Here is a 26,333-nt window from a genome sequence, read left to right on the forward strand (position 1 = left end):
CTTCATCTGAGCGCCACAGTCGCACTACAGGTCATAGATCTAGCATCCAAGACCGTTTGATAATCAGCACTTCCAATAAGACGCATGCTCCCCAATGGGGAGCATGCGTTTTTTAATGCTTGTCCGGACTTGAGGCCGTCGCTCAGGCAGCGCAGATGCGCGCCGTTTTCGCCTGGCTGCGGCCAAGCCGCTGCATGACGGCATCGACCAGCGGCACACGGTTCATCGTGTAGATGTGGAAATCGTTTATGCCGCGACGGATCAAGTCCTCGATCTGCTCGGCGGCGATATCCGCAGCCACTTCGGCGCGCTCTTCCGGCTTGTCGTCTAGATGTTCCAGACGGGCATCGAGGAAGGACGGAACGGATGAACCGCAGCGACGCGCGAAACGCTTCAGCTGGCTGAGATTCTGGATCGGCATGATGCCCGGCACGATCGGGATATTGATACCCGCCGCGCGCACCTTTTCGAGGTAACGCTCGAAGACGTCGTTATCGAAGAAGAACTGCGTCAGGGCGCGATGAGCGCCGGCATCCGCCTTGCTCTTCAGCGTCTCAATATCCGCATCGATATCGGCGCTTTCCGGATGCTTTTCCGGATAGGAGGAAACAGAGATATCGAAATCACCATATTCGACGAGGCTGCGCACCAGATCGGCGGTGCGCGAAAAACCCTGCGGGTGCGGCGCATAATCCGTGCCGATGCCGCTCGTCGGGTCACCACGCAGCGCCACGATGCGGCGCACGCCGGCAGCACGGAAATCCTCCACCACCGAGCGGACTTCGTCGCGCGAAGCGTCGACGCAGGTCAGGTGAGCCGCGGTCGGCAGGCGCATCTCGCCGGCCATGCGGGTCACGGCGGAAAGCGTCGGCTCCTTGGTCGAACCACCGGCGCCATAGGTCATGGTAACGAAATCCGGATCCCAGGCGGAAAGCTTCTCGACCGTATCCCAGAGCTGCCGTTCCATCTCGTCGGACTTCGGCGGGAAGAATTCAAAGGAAACAGTGAAATCGCGATGGGCGTTCATTGATTCAGCTCCCTTAAAGCACGGTTTGGGATTTGGCAGAGGCATGCGATGCAATCAGCAGGCGGCGGTCACGCGCGAGCCAGACAGTCGCTGTTAGCGCACCTTCCTTGCCCGAACCAAGATCGATCGCCTGTTCGACTTCGAGGCCGAACTTTGCGAACCACTCGGCCATCACCTGATGCGAAAAGCCGAGGCGGACATGCGCATGGTCGTCACGCAGGTATTCGAGCGTATGAGGCGCCAGATCGACGATGATCAGGCGACCACCCGGACGCAGCACGCGGGCGGCTTCCGCAATCGCCAGTTCCGGCTGGTCGAGGAAGTGCAGGACCTGATGGACGGTGATCAGGTCGAAATCCTGGCCTTCCAGCGGCAGGTTGAGAATGTCGCCATGGCGGACGGATGCCTTGACGATGCCGGCCTTGTCGAGATTGGCGCGCGCCACGGTGAGCATGTCGCGGCTCGCATCGATGCCGACGGCGCGGCGGTAGAGATTGGACAGCAGCTGCAGGATCCAGCCGGTGCCGGTGCCGAGGTCGAGCAGCGCATCGACCGGCGCCGTGCCGACCAGCTTGAGCAGCGCTGCCTCGACGGTCGCGTCACTGACATGCAGGCGGCGAAGCTCGTCCCATTCGGAGGCATTGCGGCTGAAATAATCCTGGGCGCGCGCTGCACGGGCACGCTTGACGGTCGCCAGACGCTCGGCGTCGCGCAGCAGGATCGGGTCCTCTTCGGAGGCGGCGGCAAGCAGTGTGCGCACCAAGGTCGCGCCCTTGCCTTCATGGCTCAGACGAAAATAGGCCCAGGCGCCCTCCTGATAGCGATCGATCAGCGATTCTTCGGCGAGCAGCTTGAGGTGACGCGAGATTCGCGGCTGCGACTGCCCGAGGATCTCCGTCAGATCGGTCACCGTCAGGTCGCCGCCTGCAAGCAGCGCAAGCAAACGAAACCGGGTCGGCTCACCGGCCGTCTTCAGAACATCCACAAGGGTATCGAGCGCCAGACCCATTCAACTGAACCTCAATCATCAACATATAAAGATATGTTTATATGATTTTCAACCCGCCCGCAAGCGATAACTGATCAAGCCTGGTGATATGAGACAGCGGCGCAAAACAGAAAAGGCGGCACGAGGCCGCCTTCCATTTGTATCCGATCTTGAAAGGATCAGAATTCCTGCCAGTCATCCGTCGACTGGGCGACAGCGGTATTGCCGCGAGACACAGGCGCGCGGGCCGCAATAGGACGGCTCGGCGCAACGGCAGCTGGGCGAGCCGGGGCGACGGGGGCACGCATGCGCGCAGCCGTATCACGCAGCTGGCTGGATGTACCGCCATTGCCGAACTGGAATTGCGAGAGAAGTTCGCTGAGCTTGGTGCTTTCCTGCGCCAGTCCGGCACCCGCAGCGTTCATCTCCTCGACCATGGCGGCATTCTGCTGGGTCGACTGGTCCATATGGTTGACCGCGGTATTGACCTGCGCAAGACCGACCGACTGTTCCTGAGCGGCGGTCGCGATTGCGTCCATATGCGCGGTAACCGTCTGAACCAGCTTCTCGATGGCGGCAAGCCCCTCGCCCGTATCGCTGACCAGCTTGACGCCTTCGGACACGGCTACGGCCGAGTTCGAGATCAGGCCCTTGATCTCCTTGGCGGCATTTGCCGAACGCTGTGCCAGTTCACGGACTTCCTGAGCGACGACGGCAAACCCCTTGCCGGCCTCACCAGCGCGAGCCGCCTCGACGCCGGCATTCAGCGCAAGAAGGTTAGTCTGGAAGGCAATCTCGTCGATGACGCCGATGATCTGGCCGATCTGCTGCGACGACTTCTCGATGCGCTCCATGGCAACGACCGCGTTGCGGACGACCTGACCGGAATGGTCGGCACGGGTGCGGGCCTCGCGCACCACGTCACGGGCATCGGAAGTCCGCTTGGAGGTGGAGACGACGTTGGAGGTGATCTCCTCCAGTGCCGCGGCAGTCTGTTCGAGCGAGGCAGCCTGCTGCCCGGTGCGCTTCGACAGGTTGTCGGACGCGTCGGAAATCTCCTTCGAGCCGCTGTTTACGGTCGCGACCGAGTTGCCGACGCTGAGCAGCGCATCACGCAACTGCCGGACCGACGTATTGAAGTCGTGACGCAGGCCTTCGAATTGCGGCGCCAGCGCCTCGTGCACTTCGCACGACATATCGCCGGCGGCGAGGCGGCGAAGGTTTGCGGCCAGCGCGCCCGTTGCCTGGTTGAGACGGGTTTCGGCCTCGGCTTCGGTCATCTGCTGCAGCTCGATCCGCTCTGCTTCCGAACGACGACGGGTCGCATCGGCATCCGCTTCGAGCTGCTGGTTGCGGATTGCCGCTTCACGGAACACTTCGACGGAACGGGCCATGTCGCCGATACCATCCTTGCGATCCGCATAGGGAATGGCATCGTTCGTATTGCCGGCAGCAAGGCTCGACATACGCTCGCCAATGCGGCGGATCGAACGGGACAGTGTGGTGGCGACGACGAAGCTGAAGGATGCGGCGACGCAGAGCAGGATCAGCAGTGCGCCGCTGATGAGCATGAGGTTGCTCGACGCGTCGGAAACCATGTTGTCGGCGGAGCGCAGAAGCTCGCGCGACGCTTCGTCGACCAGATCGGCCGCCATCAGCCGCCGCTTCTCCATGGCATTCGTCCACAGATCGTAATCGCCGGCCGCCGGAGTGTAAGGCTTCAGGTCGTCGAAGGTCTTCAAGAGCTTTGCGGCACTGGCGCCATCGCCCGTTGCCCAGAAACCATCTGCCTTGGCCATGATGGAAGGAGCGAGCGAAGCACGCATGTCCTTTTCATAGATACGGACCTGCTGGCGGCCCTGCACGAAGCGGGCAATCTCGTCGGGAGCCAATGTGCCGTTCTTGGCTAACTGCTGGCCCATGCGGGTGACGATCGCATAACCGTTATTGACCTGAACGAGAGCGTGGATGCCATCGACCGCGCGAGCCAGCGCCCGGTCGTCGGTCAGGTTGGCGACGCGCGCGATCGTATCCAGGGTCTGCTGGGAAAGAGGCGTCAGATATTGCGCAGTCAGAAGCGGGTTCTTGTCGCCGCCGTCGATCTTGGCGCGGAACTCACCCATCTTGGTGAAACGGTCCTGAAAACCGGTAATGATCTCTTCCAGACCGCGATCGCCGACGCCCTGCGCTTTGATCTTCGCATAGTTCTCGACAAGCGTCTTCTGGACCGTATCGACACGGCTGCGCGCAGACGTGCGGTCCGCGGGGGTCGAATAGCTTTCTCCGGAGATCGCATTCATCATGCCGGCGGCCGGCGCCACGACATCCATCAATGTCCGCGCCTTGTTAAGCTGCTGGTACGCCTCGCGGGCATCCAATCCCAGAGCGACACCCAAAACGATCATGGCCGAAGTTGGAATGATGGCGACAAGCGCCAGAGATGTCTTGAACGACATGCGCTCGATCAGACGCAACATGACTAAATCCTTGAAGTAGATCCGTCTTCATGACGCCATCCGAGGCCCGCAAGACATGGACCTCCCCCGGAGGGACCCTGCGCCTTCAAGGATTGCGATTGTCTTGATGCCCACGGACAACAAATCCCCCTAAAATTAGGGGAGGCAATTTTATCCTTTGTTAAGACTCCCAAAAAGGAAAAGCCCCGGAAATCCGGGGCTCTTCTTGCATATGGTCTAATATCTTCAGCGAGTCAGGCGCTTGTAGGACTGGCTGCCAGGGTTGAGGGCATCCGGGCCGAGTCTGCGGATCTTGTCCTGCTCGTAATCCTCGAAGTTGCCTTCGAACCACTCCACGTGCCCGTCGCCTTCGAACGCAAGAATATGCGTCGCGAGACGGTCGAGGAACATGCGATCGTGGCTGATGATGATGGCGCAGCCGGCGAAGTTTTCGAGTGCCGTTTCCAGCGCGCCGAGCGTTTCCGTATCGAGGTCGTTGGTCGGTTCGTCGAGCAGGAGAACGTTGCCGCCGGCCTTCAGCATCTTGGCAAGGTGGACGCGGTTACGCTGACCGCCGGACAGGTTGCCGACCTTCTGCTGCTGGTCGCCGCCCTTGAAGTTGAAGGCGCCGCAATAGGCGCGGGAGTTCATGTCGAACTTGCCGAGCTTGATGACTTCGGCACCGCCGGAGATTTCCTCCCAGACGGTCTTCGAACCATCCAGCGCGTCGCGGCTCTGGTCGACATAACCGAGATGTACGGTGTCGCCGATGCGGACCGATCCGGCATCCGGCTTTTCCTGGCCGGTGATCATCTTGAACAACGTCGTCTTGCCGGCGCCGTTCGGGCCGATAATGCCGACGATACCGCCCGGCGGCAGCTTGATCGACAGGTCGTTGATCAGCGTGCGGCCTTCGAAACCCTTGGTGATGCCTTCCATTTCGATGACGACATTGCCAAGGCGCTCGCTGACCGGAATGATGATCTGCGCATCGCCGGGACGGATGCCGTCGGCCGCATCGACCAGCTGTTCGTAAGCTTTGATACGCGCCTTGGACTTGGCCTGGCGTGCCTTCGGGCTGGATGCGATCCATTCCTGTTCGCGCGACAGCGCCTTCTGGCGGCCGGCTTCTTCGCGGTTTTCCTGCAGCATGCGCTTGGCCTTGGCCGTCAGGTATGCCGAGTAGTTGCCTTCGTAAGGAATGCCGCGGCCGCGATCGAGTTCGAGAATCCAGCCGGTGACGTTGTCGAGGAAGTAGCGATCGTGGGTGATCATCATCACGGCGCCCGGGTAATCGCGCAGGTGCTTTTCAAGCCAGGCAATCGTCTCGGCATCGAGATGGTTGGTCGGTTCGTCGAGAAGCAGCAGGTCCGGCTGCGACAGCAGCAGGCGGCAGAGCGCGATACGGCGGCGCTCACCACCCGACAGAAGCGTGACGTCCGAATCTTTCGGCGGGCAGCGCAGGGCTTCCATCGCCATTTCGACCTGCTGTTCCAGGTCCCAGAGGTTCTGGCTGTCGATAATGTCCTGGAGCTTGGCGCCTTCGTCGGCGGTCTCGTCGGAATAGTTCATCATCAGTTCGTTGTAACGGTCGATGATCGCCGTCTTGTCGGCCACGCCGACCATGACGTTTTCGAAAGCGTTCTTGCTCGGATCGAGATGCGGTTCCTGCTCCAGGTAACCGACGGTCGCACCTTCGGCGAGCCAGGCTTCGCCGGTATATTCCTTGTCCTGGCCGGCGATGATGCGCAGCACGGTCGACTTACCGGCGCCGTTCGGGCCGAGGATACCGATCTTGGCATCGGGGTAGAAAGACAGGTTGACGTTTTCAAGGATTTTCTTGGCGCCGTAGGACTTGTTCAGTCCCGACATGTGATAGATGAACTGACGTGCCATGGATAAAGGTGCTCCGCGGGGAATTTCGGTTTGCCGCTATGTAGGCGAATTGGCGGCCGGGAGCAATGCGCGAACGGGCGGGGGAAACGAGATGTTCGAGGAAACACGACGGCTGCAAAGCCCAACCGGCGCGAACATCGCCTTTCACCATGTACCGGCGACAGGCTCGCCCAGAGGCATCCTGCTGATCAGCCACGGTCTCGCCGAACATTCCAGGCGCTACAAGGGCTTTGCCGAAGCCATGGCGATTTCGGGTTTCAACACCTACGCCTTCGATCACCGCGGCCACGGGCAGACGACGGCACCGGACGCCCCGATCGGCCGCTTCGCCCGCCGTGACGGCGCGCGGCTGGTACTGCAGGACGTCAAAGCTATGCGCGACATGGCGGCCGCCGCGCATCCGGGCCTGCCTGTCGTGTTGTTCGGACATTCCATGGGCGGGCTGATCGCGCTCAATGCGGCGGTCGATTATCCCGAGAGCTTCGATGCGCTGGCTGTCTGGAACTCCAACTTCCATCCCGGCCCGGCTGGTCGCGCCGCTCAAGGCATCCTGCTCATTGAAAGAGCGCTGAAGGGCTCGGACGTGCCGAGCGGCCTTCTGCCGAAACTCACCTTCAGCGCCTGGGGCAAATCCATTCCTGGCCACCGCACCGAGTTCGAATGGCTGAGCCACGACCGCGAGATTGTCGACGCCTATATCGACGATCCGCTTTGCGGTTTCGGCGCCAGCGTCTCGCTCTGGCTCGACCTGTTCGAACTGACCTTCCGCGCTCCGAAACTGATCGATAGGCTGCGCAAGGATATGCCGATCCACCTGATCGGCGGCGCCGAAGACCCTGCCACCAATGGCGGGCGCGAAATCCTCTGGTTGTCCGAGCATTTCAAGAAAATCGGTTTCACCAAGGTCACGACAAAAATCTGGCCCGGCACCCGCCACGAGACGCTGAACGACACGGTGCGTGCGCGCGCCTCGGCCGAATTCGCCGCCTGGGCAAGCCATGTCCTGCCGCCAGCCGCACGCTGATCGCACCCGCCCAGGATAAACCGGCTCATCCTAATCGGAATGAGTTCATGACATTTAATCAAGTGCTTCGGGCACGTCGCCCGGTTATAGGTCAATCATGAGTGCGCCATCCGCCAGCCTGTCGAAACCGCAAGCCGAAAGCCGTGTCGTCCACGGTCTTGGATTGATGATCATCGCAATGCTGATCGCGCCGCTGATCGATATCTTTTCCAAGCTTTCGACCGATGTCGCCTCGCCGACCTTCATCACCGCCGCTCGCTTCGTTTTCCAGGCGCTTTTCATGCTGCCCATCGTGCTGTGGAACGGCTCATGGCGGCAGTTCTCCTGGAAGCTCAGCTTCTACCATGCCATCCGCGCCGCGATCATCACGCTGTCGATGATCTGTTTCGTGGCGGCGCTTGCCGTCATGGAAGTCGCCGATACGGTCGCCATCTTCTTCGTCGAGCCGATCATGCTGACCGTGCTGTCCAGCATCTTCCTGAAGGAAGTCATCGGCTGGCGACGTTACACGGCCTGCGCCGTCGGTTTTCTCGGTGCGATGATTGTCATTCGTCCGAGCTTCCAGGAGATCGGCCTCATTGCGCTCCTGCCGATCGTCTCGGCGCTTTGCGTGGCGATCTTCGCCCTGATGACGCGGGCGCTGGCGCATAGGGAAGACCCGTGGGCCATGCAGTTCCAGATGGCTCTCTGGGGCATGCCGATCTGTGCATTGCTTCTGGTGGTCGGCGACGTTACCGATATCGCCTTCATGGCGCCCGTCATTCCGGGCTGGCTGACCTTCACATTCCTGATCGGCGTCGGTGTGGCGGCCTCCGTCTCGGGCATATTGGGCGTCTACGCCTATCGCGCAGCGCCTGCCTCCGTCATCGCGCCGCTGCAATATTTCGAGATCATATCGGCCACCCTGTTCGGCTGGCTGGTCTTTGGCGATTTCCCCGATCCGATCAAATGGCTCGGCATCTCCATCATCATCGGCTCCGGCCTCTACATCATCTGGCGCGAACGCCGCGCGGCTTCGCAGAAGCCGGTGACGAACACCTCCGAGACCTCAGTGACACCATGACCGATACGCCCAAAAAACCGCCGCTCGCCGGCATCCGTGTCCTCGAACTCGCCCGCGTCCTTGCCGGTCCCTGGGCCGGTCAGATGCTGGCGGATATGGGCGCCGATGTCATCAAGGTGGAAAACCCCGATGGCGGCGACGATACCCGCGCCTGGGGTCCGCCCTTCGTCGAAAGCGTGAGCGGCGAGAACCTGTCCGCCGCCTATTACCACTCGACCAATCGCGGCAAGCGCTCGATCGCCGTCGATCTGAAGACCGAGGAAGGCCAGGAGATCGTCCGCCGCCTTGCCGCCACGTCCGATGTGGTCATCGAAAACTTCAAGCTTGGCGGCCTCGTCAAATACGGGCTCGATTATGAGAGCCTGAAGAAGGTCAATCCGAAGCTGATCTATTGCTCGATCACCGGCTTCGGCCAGGACGGACCTTACGCGGCGCTTGCCGGCTATGACTATATCGTCCAGGGCATGTCCGGTTTCATGTCGATTACCGGCGAGCCGGACGGCGAACCGATGAAGGCGGGCGTGGCGATCGCCGACATCTTCACCGGCATCTATGCGGTGACCGCCATCCAGGGCGCTCTGATCCATGTGATGAAAACCGGCGAAGGCCAGCATGTCGATATGGCGTTGCTTGATGTTCAGGCCGGCATTCTCGCCAACCAGAACATGAACTTCCTGATGTCGGGCAAGTCGCCTGTAAAGCTCGGCAACGCCCACCCGAACATCAGTCCTTACGAAGTCATCCCGACCGAAGACGGCCACCTGATCCTCGCCGTCGGCAATGACGGCCAGTTCCGCCGTTTCTGCCGCATTCTCGGCATCGAGACGATCGCAGACGATGAGCGTTTCGGCACCAACAAGGCCCGTGTCGCCAATCGCGTCGAGGTCCGCCGGCTGCTGCTCGCCCAGACCGCGAAGTGGAAAAAGGCCGACCTGCTTGCCGCATGCGGCGAAAACGCCGTGCCGGCCGGCCCGATCAACTCGATTGCCGAGATGTTCGACGATCCGCAGGTGAAAGCGCGCGGCCTTCGCATCGATCTCGAAGCCGCCGACGGCACGGTCATTCCGGGCGTCCGCAACCCGATCGTGTTGTCGGAGACGCCGCTTGTCTATCATCGTCCGAGCCCGGCGCTCGGCGAACATACGGCCGAAGTTCTGGCCGAACTGGAATCCTTGGAGGGGAAAAACAAATGAAGACCGCCAAAAAAACCGGGGGACAGCTCATTGTCGAGGCGCTGAAGGCGAACGGCGTCAAGCGCATCTCCTGCGTTCCGGGCGAAAGCTATCTCGCCGTGCTCGACGCGCTGTATGAAAGCGGCATCGACGTTCTCGTCTGCCGTCAGGAAGGCGGCGCGGCGATGATGGCGGACAGTTGGGGGCGCCTCACCGGCGAGCCGGGCATCTGCATGGTGACCCGCGGACCCGGCGCCACCAACGCTTCCGCCGGCCTGCACATCGCAAAGCAGGATTCGATCCCGATGATCCTCTTCGTCGGCCAGATCGGCCGCGAGATGAAGGAGCGCGAGGCCTTCCAGGAAGTCGAATACCGCCGCGCCTTTACCGAATTCGCCAAATGGGTCGGTGAGATCGATGATGCGCGCCGCATTCCGGAATTCGTCACCCGCGCCTTTGCCGTCGCCACTTCCGGCCGCCCCGGCCCGGTTGTGCTGACGCTGCCGGAAGACATGCTGGTCGATGAGGTCGAGGCGCCTGACGCGCAGGCCTATACACGTGTCGAAAGCCATCCGGGCAAGAGCCAGGTCGCCGAATTCGAGAAAGCACTGAAGGAAGCCAAGCGGCCGATCTTCGTCGTCGGCGGCACCCGCTGGAGCGAAGAAGCGGTCCAGCAGTTCGGTGACTTCGCCAGCCGCTTCAAGGTGCCGGTCGGCTGCTCCTTCCGTCGCCAGATGCTGTTCGATCATCTGCATTCGTCTTATGCGGGCGATGTCGGTATCGGCATCAATCCCACGCTCGCAAAGGAGATCAAGGAAGCCGATCTCGTCGTGCTGCTCGGCAGCCGCATGTCGGAAATCCCCTCCTCCAGCTATACGCTGCTCGACATCCCCTACCCGAAGCAGAAGCTGATCCATATCTTCCCCGATCCGGAAGAGCTTGGCCGCATGTACCGCCCGGATCTGGCGATCTGTGCCGCACCGGCGGAATTCATCTCGGCGATCAGCGAGCTGGAAGCGCCCGCCTCACCCGCTTGGGCAGATCGCACGGCGGCGATGCACGAATCCTATCTGAAATGGTCGACGCCGCCGCAGACCGGTCCCGGCAATGTCCATATGGGTCCGATCATGCAATGGATCGAGGAGAATACGCCGGATACGGCGATCTTCACCAATGGCGCCGGTAACTATGCCACCTGGCTGCACCGCTTCCACCGCTTCCAGAAATACAATACCCAGTCCGCCCCGACCTCCGGCTCGATGGGTTACGGCCTGCCGGCCGCCGTTGCCGCCAAGCAGCTCTTTCCGGAGCGGGAAGTCGTCTGCTTTGCGGGCGACGGCTGCTTCATGATGCACGGCCAGGAATTCATCACCGCCGTCCGTTACGGCCTGCCGATCATCACGGTACTGGTCAATAACGGCACCTATGGCACGATCCGCATGCACCAGGAGCGCGAATATCCCGGCCGTGTCAGCGCCACCGATCTCGTCAACCCGGATTTCGTCGCCTATGCCAAGGCCTTCGGCGGCCATGGCGAACTGGTGGAAAAAACGGAAGATTTTGGCTCGGCTTATCTCAGGGCACGCGCCAGCGGCAAGCCGGCTATCATCGAAGTGAAGCTGGATATGGAAGCGCTGACGCCGGCAAAGACGCTGACGCAGATCAGGAACAAGAGCTGATCTCGAGGTTGTTGGGAAGCGCGAAATTTCAGCGGGAAAGTTCGCGCTTCAACATTCTGGCCAGCCGATCGCAACTCTCAACCGTGTGCTGATTGGCTGCTGTTGCATGGCTAGGCGTCACACCGCGGCGCGCCTCCTTGAAGGCCCGTTCGGTCGCGACTTCCGGATCCTTGAGATCCTTACGCGCAAATTTCAGGAAGAGGTTCTTCGCATCCACGACCATCTGCGGGCGCCGGTGACGCATGTCGCAGACTATTGCGAAAACCATGCTCGTCGATGCGACGCCGAGCCCGGAGCCTTCCGGGATCGGCGGTAGTTCTTTGGCGGAAACCACGGATGCCGTCATGCCGATTGTCATAGACATCGCAAGCAGACGACGTTTCATCATCCGTGGCCTCGATTATTAAAGCGCAGCCGTAACGATGAACTCGACCTTGTACTTCGGCGCTGCGAGCTTGGCTTCGCTGGTCGCACGGGCCGGCGGGTTTGCCGGGTCGATCCAGGCTTCCCAGACGGCGTTCATTTCGCCGAAGGTGGACATGTCGGAGAGGTAGATGATCGTCTGCAGGATCTTCGACTTGTCGGAATCGGCGGCGGCCAGAAGGCGCTCGACGGAAGCCAGCGCGTCCTTGCACTGATCGGTGACGCTCTCGCCATCGCCAACCTGGCCGGCGAGGTAGACGGTGTTGCCGTGGACGACGGCGCCGCTCATGCGGGCGCCCGGCTCGATGCGCTTGATGCTCATGGATATGCTCCTGGGAATTGAGCTGGAAATAGCCCCGCGCTGAAAGCACAGGGCGGCGGGTAAACCTTAGCCGCGCAGATGCTGGCTCTTTTCGTAGATCGCCATCGAGCGGGCGCCGGAACGGCAGAAGCCGAGCATCGGGCGCGGAAACTCTTCGAGAGCGTCGACCATCGCATTCACACCCTGCTCGTCGACGCCCATGCGGCCGACGGGGATGTGGCGGATGTCGAGGCCGAGTTCCTTGGCGCGCGCTTCGATCTCAGCAAAATGCGGCTGGCCGGGCTCTTCCTCGTCCGGACGGTGGCAAACGACCGACTTGAAGCCCATGGCCTTGACCTGGTCGAGATCCTCGACGGTGATCTGGCCGGTGACGGAATACTCGTCGTTGATCTGGCGAATGTCCATGTTGGAACCCTCTTAATGAAACGAGGCGCAAGCATTACGACGGTGCCGCAGAGGCGTCAATCGCAGGAAGAGCCTGACAGGTACGCCGTCAGACGAAAGCGAAACGCAGCCCATAATCGGCGCTTTCGCCCGGCTGCAGAAAGGTGATTTCGCTCGTCGCGATCAGCTCCGCCCGGTTCGCCAGCCGATGCGAAACCGGTTCGATACCAAGCACATGCGCCGGCGCCTTCTGATTGCGCCACATCTGCAGATACGGAAGCGTATCGGTGCGGAACTTGACCTTCAGCGTCAGCCCGCCGATCGCCGCGATCGGACCGAGCGACATCTCGGCCCATTCGCCGCTGACCGGAACGCAAAAGACGCTGCCCGGATCGGCGCCGAAATTCCACGGAAAGCCGCCGCCTTCCAGCATCACGCCGGAAAGCCGAACATTGTCGTCGAACAGCCAGGCACCGATATTTATGTGATACATATGCACCCGTGCGAGCGGCTTGCTGCCGGTATTGGTCAGCCTGTCGGAAAGGCTGACCTCACCCGTCTCTCCATTGATCCGCCAGTGGCGTTCGAGCAGCGCCGTCTCGCCTGTTGCGACCGTCAGCGGTACGCGGGCGCGGCATTCCGCATCCTCACCTTGCACATCCCAGAACAGGATTTCGGCCGGATGCGCCGAATAGGAGCCATGCAGCGGAAACTTCTTGCCGTCGTCGCGTCCCTCGATGAAATCCGGATGGCGGATGTGATCGGGACCACAGGTGAAGAGAAAGCCTTCCAGGGAGTGGTCGATCCGCGGGTCGCCGTCGTCGGGGATAGCCCGGCCGGGAGCCAGATCCGTATCGCCGATGAAACAGCCGCCGATATCGAGAACCGAAGTCTCGTCGAGCATAAGTTTCGGCCCATTGGCAGCGGAAAACGCCTTCATAATCACCCTCTTCACGATTTCTTCAGGAGTTCTAACCGATCGTGATCGGAATTTAACGATGCATTCATGACGAATTCAGTTTTTCCACACTACCGTCAAAATTAACTTGTCTGTGGCGGCAGACACTTAGCGCGTGTAAACGGGTGTGGGAACGATTTGGCCGGTTCCCGATTACGTCCATGCAAGGAACAAGGAAGTCGGTGACATCGTGAAGCGCCTCTTTATCGCCAGCGTCAGCCTCGTCGTTTTGACCGCCATTCAGGGCATTGCCCCTGCGGGCGCGCAGGACCGCTACGGGCGCTACCCTTCGGAAAACGTGCTTGTCGCACCGGATGGCGCCATTCTCGATTACGTCCCGAACAACGGCGATGTCGTCATCAGCCGCGATCGCATGGGTCGTCGCATCTTTATCGATCACTACGGCAACGTCGTGGCAACCGAAATGCGCCAGGAAACCTATCGCCCGACCCGAGTCGATCAGTATCCTCCTGCTCCGGGCGGATATCGTGCCCTGCGTGATGCCGGCGGATATCAGCCGGGCTACGGCGGCGTTCAGGATTATCGCGAATACCGACCGGGCGATCCGCAGCGTCAGGGTGGCGCCAACCAGCAGAACCAGGCTTATGGTCAGCGCCCGGCGCAGGGCCAATATCCCGGCCAGAACCAGGGCTGGAACGAACCCGGCGCGCTGACCGGCACGATCCCCGGCTCCGTCAGCCGTCTGCCTCTGGATAACCAGCAATTGCCGGGCGTCCAGAATACTTATCCGCAGGAAGCCTCGATCGAGCCGAATCAATCGCCTCCGCCCGAAGTCTCGCATCCGCAGAAACCGATCATTACGGTGACCAAGAAACCGCAGGCGGAAATCGCAGCACTTCAGGTCTTCCTGGATCGCGAAGGCATTTCGCCCGGCGTCATCGACGGCCATCTGGGCGATAACGTCAACAAGGCGCTCGCCGCCTGGCAGGAAATGACTGGCGAAACGATCGATCCGAACAATTCGGAAGACATTCTGCAGCGCCTCACCTATTCGGGCGGCCTGCCGATCATCGACTACACGATCACGCCGGCCGATGCGGCAGGCCCATACGTTGCGTCCATTCCCGAAGACTACGCCCACAAGGCGCAGTTGCCGGCCATGTCCTATACATCGGTGACGGAAAAGCTCGGCGAGCAGTTCCACATGGACGAGAATTACCTGAAGGCGCTGAACCCCGGCGTCGATTTCACCATTCCCGGCACGATCATCAAGGTCATCAATCCGGGTCAGCCGAAAACCGGCCAGGTGACCAATATCGTCGCCGACAAGGGCCGCAAACAGGTCTTCGCCTATGGCGCCGACGGCAGGCTCATCGCCGCCTACCCGGCCACGATCGGCTCCAGCGACACGCCGTCGCCAAGCGGCAATCATACTGTCGAACGCATCGCGCTTGATCCAGGCTATACCTACAATCCGAAGATCAACTTCACCCAGGGCAACAACACGCAGATCCTGCAGATTCCGCCGGGCCCGAATGGCCCTGTCGGCTCGGTATGGATCGCGCTTTCCAAGCCCACCTATGGCATCCACGGCACGCCGGAACCGTCGAAGATCGGCAAGACGAACAGCCATGGCTGCGTACGACTGACCAACTGGGATGCGCGCGAACTGGCCAAGATGGTGAAGCCTGGGACGACGGTGGAATTCGTCGAGTAAGCTTAAGCACGTCGCTGAAAATTTTCGACAATGTCGCGGGAACAGATTTGCCGTGAAAGCGTTCTTGCGCGGCTATCTGTGCTCCATCAGATATGCGTGTTCAATTGTTTCCGGCGAGTGCTTCGTTGACCAATCTCCGCATTATCTCCAGCGATCGACCTCTTACCAAGCCCTCCGACGAAGCATCGGATATCGAGTTGCTGCATGCCATCAGTGTTGATCTGATCGGAGAGCAGGACCGGTTGGCGCTTTATGGGAAGATTGTCGACGCCGCCATATCGATAACCCGGTCGCAGTTCGGGACGATGCAGTTGTTGCGCAAGTCCGAAGACGGCTCGGGAACCGGCCTGCATCTTCTGACATCGCGCGGACTGACCCCACAGGACCAGGCAGTCTGGCAGTGGGTCACACCAAGCGCTTTCAGCAGTTGTACCCAGGCGCTCAAATCCGGGCAGCGTGCCATTATCCCCGACTTTGAAACTTGGCCAGACATTGCCGGCACCCCGGATTTGCTGGCCTTTCGCAGAGCCGGTATCCGGTCGGCCCAGACGACGCCGCTAGTTTCGCGCGACGGGTCGTTGCTGGGTATGATCTCCACCCATTGGAGCGAACCGCATCAGCCATCAAATCGTGACCTCCGTCTCCTCGATATTCTCGCACGGCAGGCCGCCGATCTGCTGGACCGCACCATTGCGGAGGAAGCATTGCGAGAGCGCGAGAAGGAACTCGAGGCGAGTGTGACCACGCTCCGCGAGACGCAGGAACTCCAGAAACTTCTGGCAGGAGAACTCGGTCATCGGGTCAAGAACCTGTTCGCCATGGTAACGGCGATCACCTCCCACACGTTAAGAGGTTCAAACGATCAGGCACGGGTGCAAACACTGCAGCAGCGATTGATGACCCTCAGCTCCGCCCATGACATCCTGCTGCAATCGAACTGGAAGGCAGCTCTGCTGGGTGATGTCGTGGCAACGGCTGCCAATAGTGCGGGTGTAGCGGGTCGAATCCGTATCGACGGTCCGGAGGTCGGGATCGGCTCGAAAGCCGCATTGAACGTCGCGCTGATCGTGCACGAATTGACCACCAATGCACTCAAGCATGGTTCCCTGTCGGTCGGTGGCGGCAGCGTGGATCTCAACTGGCGAGTAGATGGCAAGGGCGCCGATGAAACCCTGCGGATAACCTGGCGGGAGACCAAGGGGCCTGTAGTCGTCAAACCTGAACGAAACGGCTTCGGGTCCAGATTGATCAGCGCAGGCCTTACCGGCCCAGGCAGCGTGGTTCTTGCCTATAACAGCACGGGCTTGATGTGCGAAATCAGCGCCCAGCTAAGCGAGCTTCAGGGAGCCGAGTAATCGGACTTAGCTAACCTGAACTTGCTCGTTTTCACCGGCGGACTGCCCGCGGCAGATCCATGCTAGCGCCCGCGCAAATATCAAAACAGAAACGCGGCCAGTCCTTATCGAACCGGCCGCGTCCTGATGAAGCCCTGGGCTGAACAGGGCTCGAAGCGGGTCATCTTCAGGCGGCGTTACGCGTGAAGTTGAAGATGCGCGGCGCGCCGGAGCGGATGACCTTCATCGGCATCATGCGCATGACTTCCTGAGCAAAACCGCGGGCGTTTTCCTTGGCTTTGTCGACATTGCTGACCTTGGCCGGATCGAGCGTGTGCAGCGTGCCGCCGGTCTCGAACAGTTCCTTGAAGGCGATGCGCTCGCCGATAGGCGTATCGAGGACGTGGACGCCGCGGGCGGCCAGCAGGCCCTTGATGGTCAGGAGAGCCTTGGTGGTGACCATCGAGGTAACGCGGGTCAGCACGACCGAATGGGCAATGGTGAGGCCAGCCTTTTCCTTGAGGAAAGAAAGCAGGTCGAGAATCTGTGCTGCACCCTTTGCATCCATCGCCGAACCCTGGACCGGGATCATCACGTGATCGGACAGGCCGATAGCCGTGGTGACGAGAGCATCGCGGGCGCCAGCCAGATCGATGATGAAATAGTCTGTGCGCGGACCCATTTCGCGCAGGTGACACTGCAGCGAGGCAATAGTGACTTCCGAGATGACTTCGATATTGCGAACATTGCCGGAGGTTTCGAACCACTGGCTGATCCAGCGCTGCGGATCGGCGTCGATGACCGTGACGCGATAACCCTGATGGGCAAGTTCGGTAGCGAGCAGCAGCGCGGCAGTCGTCTTACCGGCGCCACCCTTGGCATTGGCAAAAGAAATTACAGGCATTGTAGTCCTCGAAAGTCTGTTGAGCCGCATCGCTCGCGAGGACACCGGGAGCATGGTGTCGTGATCACATCCTTTCCAAACATGGTTAACGAATTGCAAATTTAAGCCCCATGAAAATCAACCGGCAGATTTAACCTCAAGCCCTAAAACGCGGAAAACCCGGAGGTTTTGGCCTCCGGGCCTTCGTTAACGCCAAGGTTTGCGACGGTTGAAACCGTTAAAAGCAGTCCAAGAAAAGTGACTTCGTGTTCTCAAGCGTCATCGGAACCGGGTTGCCGCCGCAGCTCGGATCCTCGATCGCCATCGCAGTCAGCTCATCGATTCGGTCCGGCTTGATTCCCATGGCGGTCAGATTGTCCGGGACGCCGAGCTCGGAACGCAGCGACAGGACATAATCGTAGAAGCCATCAAAGCCGCCGGCAACGCCGAGGTAGGCGGCTGCGCGGCCGATCTTCTCCTCGATTGCCGAACGATTGAAACGCAGTACCGGCGGCATCACGACCGCATTGGTCATGCCGTGATGGGTGTTGTAGACCGCGCCGATCGGATGCGACAGCGAATGGATGGCGCCGAGCCCCTTCTGGAAGGCGACGGCGCCCATGGCGGCTGCCGCCATCATGTTGGTACGGGCTTCGAGATCCTGCCCGTCCTTGAAAGCGCGCGGCAGGAATTCCTTGACGAGCCGCATGCCTTCGAGCGCGATGCCGCCGGACATTGGATGGAAGAACGGCGAGGAATAGGCTTCCAGGCAATGCGCGAAGGCATCCATGCCGGTGCCGGCGGTGATCGCCTTCGGCATGCCCATGGTCAGTTCCGGATCGCAGATCACGACGCCCGGCAGAAGCTTCGGATGAAAGATGATCTTCTTCACATGGGTGACGGAATTGGTGAGAACCCCTGCCCGGCCGACTTCCGAACCGGTGCCGGCCGTGGTCGGCACGGCAACGATCGGCGCGATCTTCGAGGCATCGGCGCGCGTCCACCAGTCGCCGATATCCTCGAAATCCCAGACCGGCCGCGTCTGGCCAGCCATGAAGGCGATCAGCTTGCCGAGATCGAGGCCCGAACCGCCGCCGAAGGCGACGACACCGTCATGGCCGCCATCCTTATAGGCCTGCACGCCGGCTTCGAGATTCTTCTCGTTCGGGTTCGGATCGACGTCGGAAAACATCGCCCGGCCGAGACCGGCCTCGGCCAGAACGTCCAGCGCATGGCCGGTGATCGCCATCGAGGCCAGTCCCCGGTCGGTGACCAGGAGTGGCTTTTTCAGGCCGAGCGTTTTGCAGGCTTCCGCCAGTTCCTTGATGCGGCCCCGGCCGAGCTTGACGGCGGTGGGATAGCTCCAGTTCGCGACGATATTCATTTCGTGACCTTCTTCAGGTGATAGGATTTTGGGCGGGTCAGGTTGTGGAAACCGAGGACCGACAGAGAGCCGCCACGGCCGGTTTCCTTGACGCCGGTCCAGACGAGCGCCGGATCGAGATAATCGGCGCGGTTCATGAACACCGTGCCGGTTTCAAGCTGGCTGCCGATGCGGTTGGCGCGATCGACATCCGGGGTCCAGAGGGAAACAGTCAGGCCGTACTGGCTGTCGTTCATCAGGCCGAGCGCTTCTTCGTCGCTCTTCACCTTCATGATGCCGACGGCTGGGCCAAACGTCTCTTCGCGCATGAACGGCATGGTGTGATCGACATTCACGAGGACCTGCGGTGCCAGATAGGCGCCGTCGTCATCCGCCGGAAAAAGCTTCGGATCGATGAGCGCCTTGGCACCCTTGGAAACAGCGTCGGAAATCTGCTCGCGCACTACTTTGGCGAAACGCTTGTTGGCCATCGGCCCAAGCGTCGTTTCCTTGTCGAGCGGATTGCCGAGCTTGTAGTTCGATACCCAAGCGACCGACTTCTCGACGAACTGGTCGTAAAGCGATTCATGCACATAGATGCGCTCGATACCGCAGCAGCACTGGCCGGAATTGTAGGTGGCGCCGTCCATCAGCACGTCGACTGCCGCGTCGAGATCGGCGTCGTCCATCACGTAACCGGGATCCTTGCCGCCGAGTTCGAGGCCGATGCCGGTAAATGTGCCGGCTGCTGCCCGCTCGATCGACCGGCCGCCTTCGACGGAACCGGTGAAATTGATGAAATTGAACAGGCCCTGCGCGATCAGCTTGGCCGTCGTGTCATGGTCGAGGAAGAGATTCTGGAAGACATCTTCCGGAACGCCCACCTCGACGAAGGCGCGCACCAGCCGCTCGCCGACCAGCAGCGTCTGCGAGGCATGCTTGATGACGACCGTATTGCCGGCCATCAGCGCCGGAGCGATCGTGTTGATCGCCGTCATATAGGGATAATTCCACGGCGCGATGACGAAGACGACGCCATGCGGCTCGCGCTCGATGCGACGCTCGAACGTGGCGCTGTCCTCGATCCGCATCGGCGCCAGGGCATCGGCGGCGATATTGGCGACATAATTGGAGCGCTCGTTGAAGCCCTTGAACTCGCCGCCGTAACGCACCGGCCGGCCCATCATCCAGGCCAGTTCCGGCACCACGTCGTCGACCATCTCATTGAGCCGAGCGACGCCCTTCAGCACCAGCTGGACACGCTCTTCGAGCGGCCGCTTGGCCCAGGCCTTCTGCGCCTTGCGCGAGTGGCCAATGGCTTCCGCCGCCGCCTCAACCGACATCGCCGGGCGTTCGGCATAAACCGAACCGTCCACCGGCGAGATACATTGGATCATCGTCATGATCTGTCTTCCCATTGCTTTTATGATAGGTGCGGAGAGGTCTACACCCTCTCAAATCCGCGCGCCACTTCCCAATCCGTCACACGACGGTCGTATTCTTCCTGCTCCCAGTTTCCAGCGCGCACATAATGGTCGATGACGTCGTCGCCGAAGACCGAGCGCAGGAAGGACGAATCGTTCAAACGCGCTGTCGCATCGCGCAGCGTCTTCGGGATTTCGCTGACGCCGCTCGTCATATAGGCATCCCCCACGAAAGCCGGCTGCAGCGCCATCTTCTTCTCGATCCCGTCGATGCCGGCGGCGATCAGCGCCGCCATGGCAAGATAGGGGTTGAGGTCCGAACCGCCGACGCGGCATTCGACACGGATACCCTTCGTTTCCTCGCCGCAGAGGCGGAATCCGGCCGTGCGATTGTCCTTCGACCATATCGTCTTGGTCGGCGCGAATGTGCCGGCGACGAAGCGCTTGTAGGAATTGATGAACGGCGCCAGGAAATAAGTGATCTCGCCTGCATGGGCCAGAAGCCCGGCCATATAGTGTTTCATAAGCTCGGACATGCCGTATTCGCCGTTTTTGTCGAAGAACAGCGGCGTCTTGCCATCCAAGCTCCACAGCGACTGATGGATATGCGACGAGCTGCCGGCAGCCGAATAATTCCACTTGGCAAGGAAGGTGATAGCCTTGCCCTTCTGCCAGGCGATTTCCTTGGCGGCATTCTTGATGATCGAATGCCGGTCGGCCATGGTCAGCGCGTCGGTGTAACGGACGTTGATCTCTTCCTGCCCGGCTGACGCCTCGCCCTTGGAATTTTCGACCGGAATGCCGGCGCCCTGCAGCCCGGTGCGGATCGCCCGCATCACATCCTCTTCCTTGGTTGTCTGGAAGATGTGGTAGTCTTCGTTGTAACCGCTGGCGAGTTTCAGGTTGCGGTAGCCGCCTTCGCGGGCGCTCTCATAGGTCTGGTCGAACAGGAAGAATTCCAGCTCGGTCGCCATGAAGGCCTTCATGCCCATCGCCTCCAGCCGGGCCACCTGCTTTTTCAGGATGGCGCGAGGCGAGTGCGGCACTTCTTCATGAGTATGGTGATCGTAGACGTCGCAGAGGACGAGTGCGGTGCCTTCGAGCCATGGCAGGGTCCGGAGCGTCGAAAGGTCCGGCTTCATCGTATAGTCGCCGTAACCCTTTTCCCAGCTCGATGCCTTGTAGCCCGGCACCGTCTCCATCTCGAGGTCGGTAGCGAGAAGGTAATTGCAGCTATGGGTTTCGTGGAAGGCGCTTTCGACGAAATATTCCGCCTGGAACCGCTTGCCCATCAGCCGCCCCTGCATGTCGACAAGGGCGCCGATGACTGTATCGATGCGGCCCTCGGCAACATCGCGTTTCAGGTCGTCGAAGGAGTAGGTCGGGGTCATGCATCACATCCGTTGAAAAGGGTGAACCGCCGCAACGGTCAAATGTCACGGCGGCGGGGATTTCGGGCGTCGGCCCCTGTCGTGTTACTTTTCTCCGACAGCCGCTTCCGCTGCCGCGATTTCGGCCTGCCGCTTGGCGATCGCGTCACCGATCGGCGGCCCCATGAAGCGGCGGTTCTCGAAGGCGAACCAGACGATCGCGGTCAGCGCCAGGAATCCGACGGTGATTTCAAGCGCCCAGTCGTTCGGCGGCTGGATGCCGATGAAGAAGATGACGATCATCGAGATGATCACCAGCACGGCGACCAGCTTATAGGCGCCGATCCCCATGTTCCACGGCCCCATGTTCGGCCATTTCGCGGTGCCGATCGTGAAGAGCCCAAGCGCGATCGGAAGCGCGAAGGACAGGAACAGGAAGATGACCGTGCAGGACACGACGATCGAATAGGCCGGCGTACCGGCAATGGTGATCGCCGAGGTGAACCAGACGAACAGCACGGCAAGGGCGGCACCGGTCCAGATCGCCGCAACCGGCGTCCGGTATTTCGGGCTGACCTTGGCGAGGGCCGACGAAGCCGGCAGACCCTTGTCGCGCGAGAAGGCGAAGATCATCCGCGAAACGGAGGTCACGGTCGCAAGGCCGCACAGGAATTGCGAGATGAAGATCAGGAAGTAGAGGACGTTCTTCACCGTCGGGTTCATCTGCGCGTCCATCGCCCAGAAAAACACGTTCCAACCCTGTTTGGAGGCATCTTCCATGCTTGGGATCATCAGCACGAAGGCGCACAGCATGATGTAACCGAAGACGGCCGACCAGACGACGGCGGACACCATGCCGCGCGGAACCGACACGGCGGCCTTGACGGTCTCTTCCGACGTATGTGCCGACGCATCGTAACCGGTGATCGTATAGATCGGCAGCAGCAGACCGAGCAGGAAGGCCATTGTGCCGGAAACGCTGTTCGGCCAGACGAGCGCCGCACCTTCCTGACCCGTATAATTCGCAAAAGTGAAGAGTCTTGCGATATCAAAACCGAGCGCGGCAACAAGGCAGGCGACGGTCAGAAGAATAGCCGTCGCAAAGATCAGGTAACCGGAAAAATCGGTGAGCTTGGCAGTCAGGCCGATGCCGAAATGGTTGATGACGGCCTGCAGGCCGGTGATGACCGCGACGAAGACGACACGATGCGTCAGCGTATCCTCGATGCCGAAAGTCGGCCCGAAGGCGCCGAAGAAGAAGTAGAACGTTCCGACATTGATGGCGCCCAGCACGGTGACGAGGCCGAGCAGGTTGAGCCATGCCGACAGCCAGCCGGTGAAGCGGTTACCCAGGATCGAACCCCAGTGATAGAGACCGCCCGCCGTCGGATAGGCAGAGCCGATCTGCGCCAGTCCAAGCGCGAAAATGCCGGAAATCAGGCAGCCGAGCGGCCAGCCGATGCCGATCGCGGCACCACCGGCGCCAGCGGTCGCTTGACCGAGCGAATTGATGCCGCCGGACAGGATGCAGATGATTGAAAATGAAATTGCAAAATTGGAAAACGAGCTCATGCGCCGCTCAAGTTCCTGCGCATAACCCATGGAATGCAGGATGTGGACATCCTGCTTCTTGTCCAGATCGGTATAATCAGGCATCGACTTCCCCTCTTAGCAGACGGACCGCTTCATGCGGCCTTTCGGTTTCGTCTTCCGCGGCATCAGAGCCGCGGGCATGCGAACAACTGCTCCCCGGGTCTTTTTTATCTTTGGATGTTCGCGAGGCTTTCCCGCAGCAATCCTGTCAGAAAATCGGCCGCGACCCCCTGGCCGATTTCGTCGATTATCAAATCGTTCCTTATCTCGATCATGACATTCAGAAGCCCGCCCGGCAGGGCATGGACCTCCAGCGTATGGGTAACGCCGTCCGCCGGGCCGTATGGCTCGTTGCGCTCGACCCGGTAGATCTTGGTATCGGCCGCTGCCGCCAGCATGCGGTCGGCGAGCCGGCTGTCGCGGTCATGCAGGATACCGATCTCGACTTGCCGCTGCTTGCCGAAATAGACCGGTGTGAAGCTGTGGATCGTCACCAGCGCGGTCGGCTGGCCGCGCCCGGCGCGTGTAACAATCTCGTTTTGGATCCTGTCATAAAACGGAATGTAGAGCGCCGCCGTACGCCGCTCCTTTTCCGCATCGGACAGATTCTCATTACCGGGAATACGGAAGATTTCCGAAACATCCCGCATGGCGTCAGCCGCTTCGGGCGGCCGGTTGCAGTCGTAGATCAGCCGCGAGAACCGCTGGTGGATCAGAGTCGCATCGAGGCTTTTCGACATGCGCTGCGCAACCGCCAGCGCACCCGGATCCCAGGCGATGTGGGAGGCAAGCACATCGTCGGAAAGACCGAGATTCCCATAGCGTACCGGCATGCGCCGGGAGGCATGTTCGCAGACCAGCAGGACCTCGCCCCTGGCGCCGGGATTTTCCACAGCGACGGCCTGCCCGTCCGCTTCCGTGAAAAAATCCGACTGCAGCAACATGAGGCTTCCCGGCAATATCTGATTAAGATTGGATGAAGAAGAGAATTCTTCACTTTCAGCCCGCCGTCAATCCAGTTCTGAAAATTTCTCTTCAAGGGCGTGATTGACAGCTGTCATAAAACTCCTTTTAAGTCGTGTCATAAACCGGCGAAGACCGGAGGGAACAGCTTTCGTGCCAGCCACTGTGCCAACCTCTGCGCGCACCGTATCGGACGTCATTCGTGTTCGTTACGACAGCCTGACGCGCGCGGAAAAACAACTGGCCGACAGCCTATTGGAGAACTATCCGGTGTCCGGCCTCGGCAGCATAACTGTGATCGCGGAAAATGCCGGCGTCTCGACGCCGACCGTCGCGCGCATGGTGCAGAAGCTCGGCTACAAGGGTTATCCGGAATTCCAGTCGCATCTGCACCAGGAACTCGAAGCGACGATCTCGAGCCCGATCGCCAAGCATGACCGCTGGGCCTCCAACGCACCGGGAACGCATATCCTCAACCGCTTCGCAGACGCGATCACCGCCAATCTGCGCGATACACTTTCGGAGCTCGACACCCCGACATTCGAGGGCGCGGCAGCACTTCTTCGTGATCGCAGCCGCGGCATCTACTTCGTCGGCGGCCGTATCACTGGGGCGCTGGCGGAATATTTCTTCACCCATATGCAGGTGATCCGCCCGAAAACGACCCTGATCTCCACCAATTCCAGCTCCTGGCCGCAACATGTCCTGAACATGAGCGCCGGCGACGTGCTGGTGATCTTCGATATCCGCCGTTACGAGCAGGAGATGGCGACGCTGGCGGAGGCCGCACGGGCCAATGGCGTCGTCATCATACTGTTCACCGACGTCTGGGCCTCCCCCGTCGCCAAACATGCCGAACACATGTTCAAGGTCCGCATCGAGGCACCATCCGCCTGGGACAGCTCAGTTATTACGCTGTTTGTCGTCGAAGCGCTGATCGAGGCGGTACAGAGTTCGACCTGGGCGGAAACCCGCGAACGCATCAATTCTCTCGAAGGCTTGTTCGAACGAAGTCGTCTCTTCCGACGACCGGGCCGACAGACACGTCCGGACTAGCAACCCGGGCTACCGAAATATGCCGGCAAACCAATGAGATTATGAGCAAATGCTCACACTCCGGGCTGTCATATACCTTACATAAACTCGCTCTACGAGTCGCGCCGAAACGACCCCTAAAGCACAAGACCCGAACCCTAGGAGGATACCGTGCTCAACAAGACCCAACGTCTTCTTTCGCTGACGACCGCTCTGGTCGTCACCTCGGCCAGCCTGGCTGCTGCCGAGCCGAGCGCCGATCTGATCGCCGCTGCCAAGAAGGAAGGCACGCTCACCACGATCGCGCTTCCGCACGACTGGTGCGGCTACGGCGACGTCATCGCAGGCTTCAAGGCCAAGTACGGCATCGAAGTCAACGAACTGAACCCGGACGCCGGTTCGGGCGACGAAATCGAAGCCATCAAGGCCAACAAGGGCAACAAGGGCCCGCAGGCTCCCGACGTGATCGACGTCGGCCTGTCCTTCGGTCCGTCCGCCAAGGCTGACGGCCTGATCCAGCCGTACAAGGTCTCCACCTGGGATTCGATCCCGGCCGACGCCAAGGATGCCGACGGCTACTGGTACGGCGATTATTACGGCGTTCTTTCGTTCGTCGTGAACACCGATATCGTCAAGAACGTCCCGAAGGACTGGGCCGACCTGAAGAAGTCGGAATTCGCGAACTCGATCGCCCTCGCTGGCGACCCGCGCGCTTCCAACCAGGCCGTTCAGGCTGTTTACGCTGCTGGCGCTGCCACCGGCGAAAAGGATCCGACCAAGATCGGTGCCGCTGGCCTCTCCTACTTCGCCGAGCTCAACAAGGCCGGCAACCTGGTTCCGGTCATCGGCAAGTCCGCTTCGCTCGCACAGGGCTCCACCCCGGTCGTCGTCGCCTGGGACTATAACGGTCTGTCCTGGCGCGACACCCTGAAGGGCAACCCGCCGGTACAGGTCGTCGTCCCGGCAACCGGCGTTGTCGCCGGCGTTTACGTCCAGGCGATCTCCGCCTTTGCCCCGCACCCGAACGCTGCCAAGCTCTGGATGGAATACCTCTATTCCGACGAAGGTCAGCTCGGCTGGCTGAAGGGCTATTGCCACCCGATCCGCTTCAACGATCTTGCCAAGAACAACAAGATCCCGAAGAACCTGCTCGACGCCCTGCCGCCGGCTGAAGGCTACGCAAAGTCGATCTTCCCGACGCTCGACGAACAGGACAAGGGCAAGGCCGCAATCACCACCAAGTGGGATTCGGTCGTCGGCGCCAACGTCAAGTAATTGTCTGAACCGGCCTCTCCGCG

General features: G+C 60.7%; 22 protein-coding genes. 8 read left to right on the forward strand and 14 right to left on the reverse strand.

The window, feature by feature from the left end; translation table 11 throughout:
- Positions 1-142 precede the first annotated feature (142 nt).
- The 4 genes from metF to ettA form a co-directional block, all read right to left on the reverse strand.
- Positions 143-1,027 (reverse strand): methylenetetrahydrofolate reductase [NAD(P)H], encoded by an 885-nt coding sequence (gene metF / locus KX729_RS14920; protein WP_219743266.1) that lies wholly within the window; start codon positions 1,025-1,027, stop codon positions 143-145.
- A gap of 13 nt (positions 1,028-1,040) precedes the next feature.
- On the reverse strand, positions 1,041-2,036 hold the full coding sequence (locus KX729_RS14925; RefSeq protein WP_219743267.1) for an ArsR/SmtB family transcription factor: 996 nt from the start codon (positions 2,034-2,036) through the stop codon (positions 1,041-1,043).
- A gap of 158 nt (positions 2,037-2,194) precedes the next feature.
- On the reverse strand, positions 2,195-4,492 hold the full coding sequence (locus KX729_RS14930) for a methyl-accepting chemotaxis protein (RefSeq protein ID WP_219743268.1): 2,298 nt from the start codon (positions 4,490-4,492) through the stop codon (positions 2,195-2,197).
- Between the two features lie 225 nt (positions 4,493-4,717).
- Entirely contained in the window at positions 4,718-6,367 is a 1,650-nt protein-coding gene (gene ettA, locus KX729_RS14935; protein WP_219743269.1) for an energy-dependent translational throttle protein EttA, read from the reverse strand.
- Positions 6,368-6,458: 91 nt separating this feature from the next.
- Between ettA and KX729_RS14940 the strand changes: the two genes are divergently transcribed.
- The 4 genes from KX729_RS14940 (at position 6,459) to KX729_RS14955 (ending at position 11,305) form a co-directional block, all read left to right on the forward strand.
- The gene (locus KX729_RS14940; protein WP_219743270.1) at positions 6,459-7,391 is read left to right on the forward strand and encodes an alpha/beta fold hydrolase; all 933 of its coding nucleotides are present in this window, start codon (positions 6,459-6,461) and stop codon (positions 7,389-7,391) included.
- Positions 7,392-7,488: 97 nt separating this feature from the next.
- A complete protein-coding gene (locus KX729_RS14945; protein ID WP_219743271.1) occupies positions 7,489-8,454 on the forward strand; it encodes a DMT family transporter in 966 nt (321 codons plus the stop codon).
- Entirely contained in the window at positions 8,451-9,647 is a 1,197-nt protein-coding gene (gene caiB, locus KX729_RS14950) for a succinate--glutarate CoA-transferase (protein ID WP_219743272.1), read from the forward strand. Before KX729_RS14945 ends, caiB begins: the two co-directional genes overlap by 4 nt.
- Positions 9,644-11,305, forward strand: a complete 1,662-nt coding sequence (locus KX729_RS14955) for a thiamine pyrophosphate-binding protein (RefSeq protein WP_219743273.1) — start codon at positions 9,644-9,646, stop codon at positions 11,303-11,305. The genes caiB and KX729_RS14955 overlap by 4 nt, the downstream gene beginning before the upstream one ends.
- A 28-nt stretch (positions 11,306-11,333) precedes the next feature.
- Here KX729_RS14955 and KX729_RS14960 read toward each other — a convergent pair whose 3' ends face one another.
- From KX729_RS14960 to KX729_RS14975, 4 genes are all read right to left on the reverse strand, one after another.
- Entirely contained in the window at positions 11,334-11,651 is a 318-nt protein-coding gene (locus KX729_RS14960) for a hypothetical protein (RefSeq protein ID WP_219743274.1), read from the reverse strand.
- 57 nt (positions 11,652-11,708) lie between these two features.
- Entirely contained in the window at positions 11,709-12,050 is a 342-nt protein-coding gene (locus KX729_RS14965; protein WP_219743275.1) for a RidA family protein, read from the reverse strand.
- A gap of 66 nt (positions 12,051-12,116) precedes the next feature.
- Positions 12,117-12,455 (reverse strand): protein tyrosine phosphatase family protein, encoded by a 339-nt coding sequence (locus tag KX729_RS14970; RefSeq protein WP_219743276.1) that lies wholly within the window; start codon positions 12,453-12,455, stop codon positions 12,117-12,119.
- 88 nt (positions 12,456-12,543) lie between these two features.
- Complete coding sequence (locus KX729_RS14975) at positions 12,544-13,374, reverse strand: DUF4432 family protein (protein WP_219743277.1); 831 nt, start codon at positions 13,372-13,374, stop codon at positions 12,544-12,546.
- A 391-nt stretch (positions 13,375-13,765) separates the two neighbouring features.
- On the opposite strand from KX729_RS14975, the gene KX729_RS14980 reads away from it, so the two are divergent.
- Together KX729_RS14980 and KX729_RS14985 are read left to right on the forward strand one after the other, a co-directional pair.
- A complete protein-coding gene (locus KX729_RS14980) occupies positions 13,766-15,070 on the forward strand; it encodes a L,D-transpeptidase family protein (RefSeq protein WP_246617641.1) in 1,305 nt (434 codons plus the stop codon).
- Positions 15,071-15,195: 125 nt separating this feature from the next.
- Complete coding sequence (locus KX729_RS14985; protein WP_219743279.1) at positions 15,196-16,425, forward strand: HWE histidine kinase domain-containing protein; 1,230 nt, start codon at positions 15,196-15,198, stop codon at positions 16,423-16,425.
- Positions 16,426-16,591: 166 nt separating this feature from the next.
- Here the strand turns inward: KX729_RS14985 and KX729_RS14990 are convergent, their stop codons facing one another.
- From KX729_RS14990 to KX729_RS15015, 6 genes are all read right to left on the reverse strand, one after another.
- Positions 16,592-17,308, reverse strand: coding sequence for an AAA family ATPase (locus tag KX729_RS14990; protein ID WP_219743280.1), 717 nt, complete (start codon positions 17,306-17,308; stop codon positions 16,592-16,594).
- A gap of 217 nt (positions 17,309-17,525) precedes the next feature.
- Positions 17,526-18,671, reverse strand: a complete 1,146-nt coding sequence (locus KX729_RS14995) for an iron-containing alcohol dehydrogenase (protein ID WP_219743281.1) — start codon at positions 18,669-18,671, stop codon at positions 17,526-17,528.
- Positions 18,668-20,053: an aldehyde dehydrogenase family protein gene (locus tag KX729_RS15000; protein WP_219743282.1), complete on the reverse strand. Its 1,386-nt coding sequence runs from the start codon at positions 20,051-20,053 to the stop codon at positions 18,668-18,670. The genes KX729_RS14995 and KX729_RS15000 overlap by 4 nt, the downstream gene beginning before the upstream one ends.
- A 41-nt stretch (positions 20,054-20,094) precedes the next feature.
- Positions 20,095-21,465: a glutamine synthetase family protein gene (locus KX729_RS15005; protein ID WP_219743283.1), complete on the reverse strand. Its 1,371-nt coding sequence runs from the start codon at positions 21,463-21,465 to the stop codon at positions 20,095-20,097.
- 84 nt (positions 21,466-21,549) lie between these two features.
- A complete protein-coding gene (locus KX729_RS15010) occupies positions 21,550-23,100 on the reverse strand; it encodes an amino acid permease (protein ID WP_219743284.1) in 1,551 nt (516 codons plus the stop codon).
- Between the two features lie 104 nt (positions 23,101-23,204).
- Entirely contained in the window at positions 23,205-23,981 is a 777-nt protein-coding gene (locus tag KX729_RS15015; RefSeq protein ID WP_219743285.1) for an N-formylglutamate amidohydrolase, read from the reverse strand.
- A 172-nt stretch (positions 23,982-24,153) separates the two neighbouring features.
- Here KX729_RS15015 and KX729_RS15020 point away from each other — a divergent pair, with 172 nt between their 5' ends.
- Complete coding sequence (locus tag KX729_RS15020; RefSeq protein WP_376775968.1) at positions 24,154-25,056, forward strand: MurR/RpiR family transcriptional regulator; 903 nt, start codon at positions 24,154-24,156, stop codon at positions 25,054-25,056.
- Positions 25,057-25,206: 150 nt separating this feature from the next.
- Positions 25,207-26,310, forward strand: a complete 1,104-nt coding sequence (locus tag KX729_RS15025; RefSeq protein WP_219743286.1) for an ABC transporter substrate-binding protein — start codon at positions 25,207-25,209, stop codon at positions 26,308-26,310.
- Positions 26,311-26,333 lie beyond the last annotated feature (23 nt).

It is taken from the genome of Neorhizobium populisoli, assembly GCF_019430945.1.
Taxonomy (GTDB): Bacteria; Pseudomonadota; Alphaproteobacteria; order Rhizobiales; family Rhizobiaceae; genus Neorhizobium; species Neorhizobium populisoli.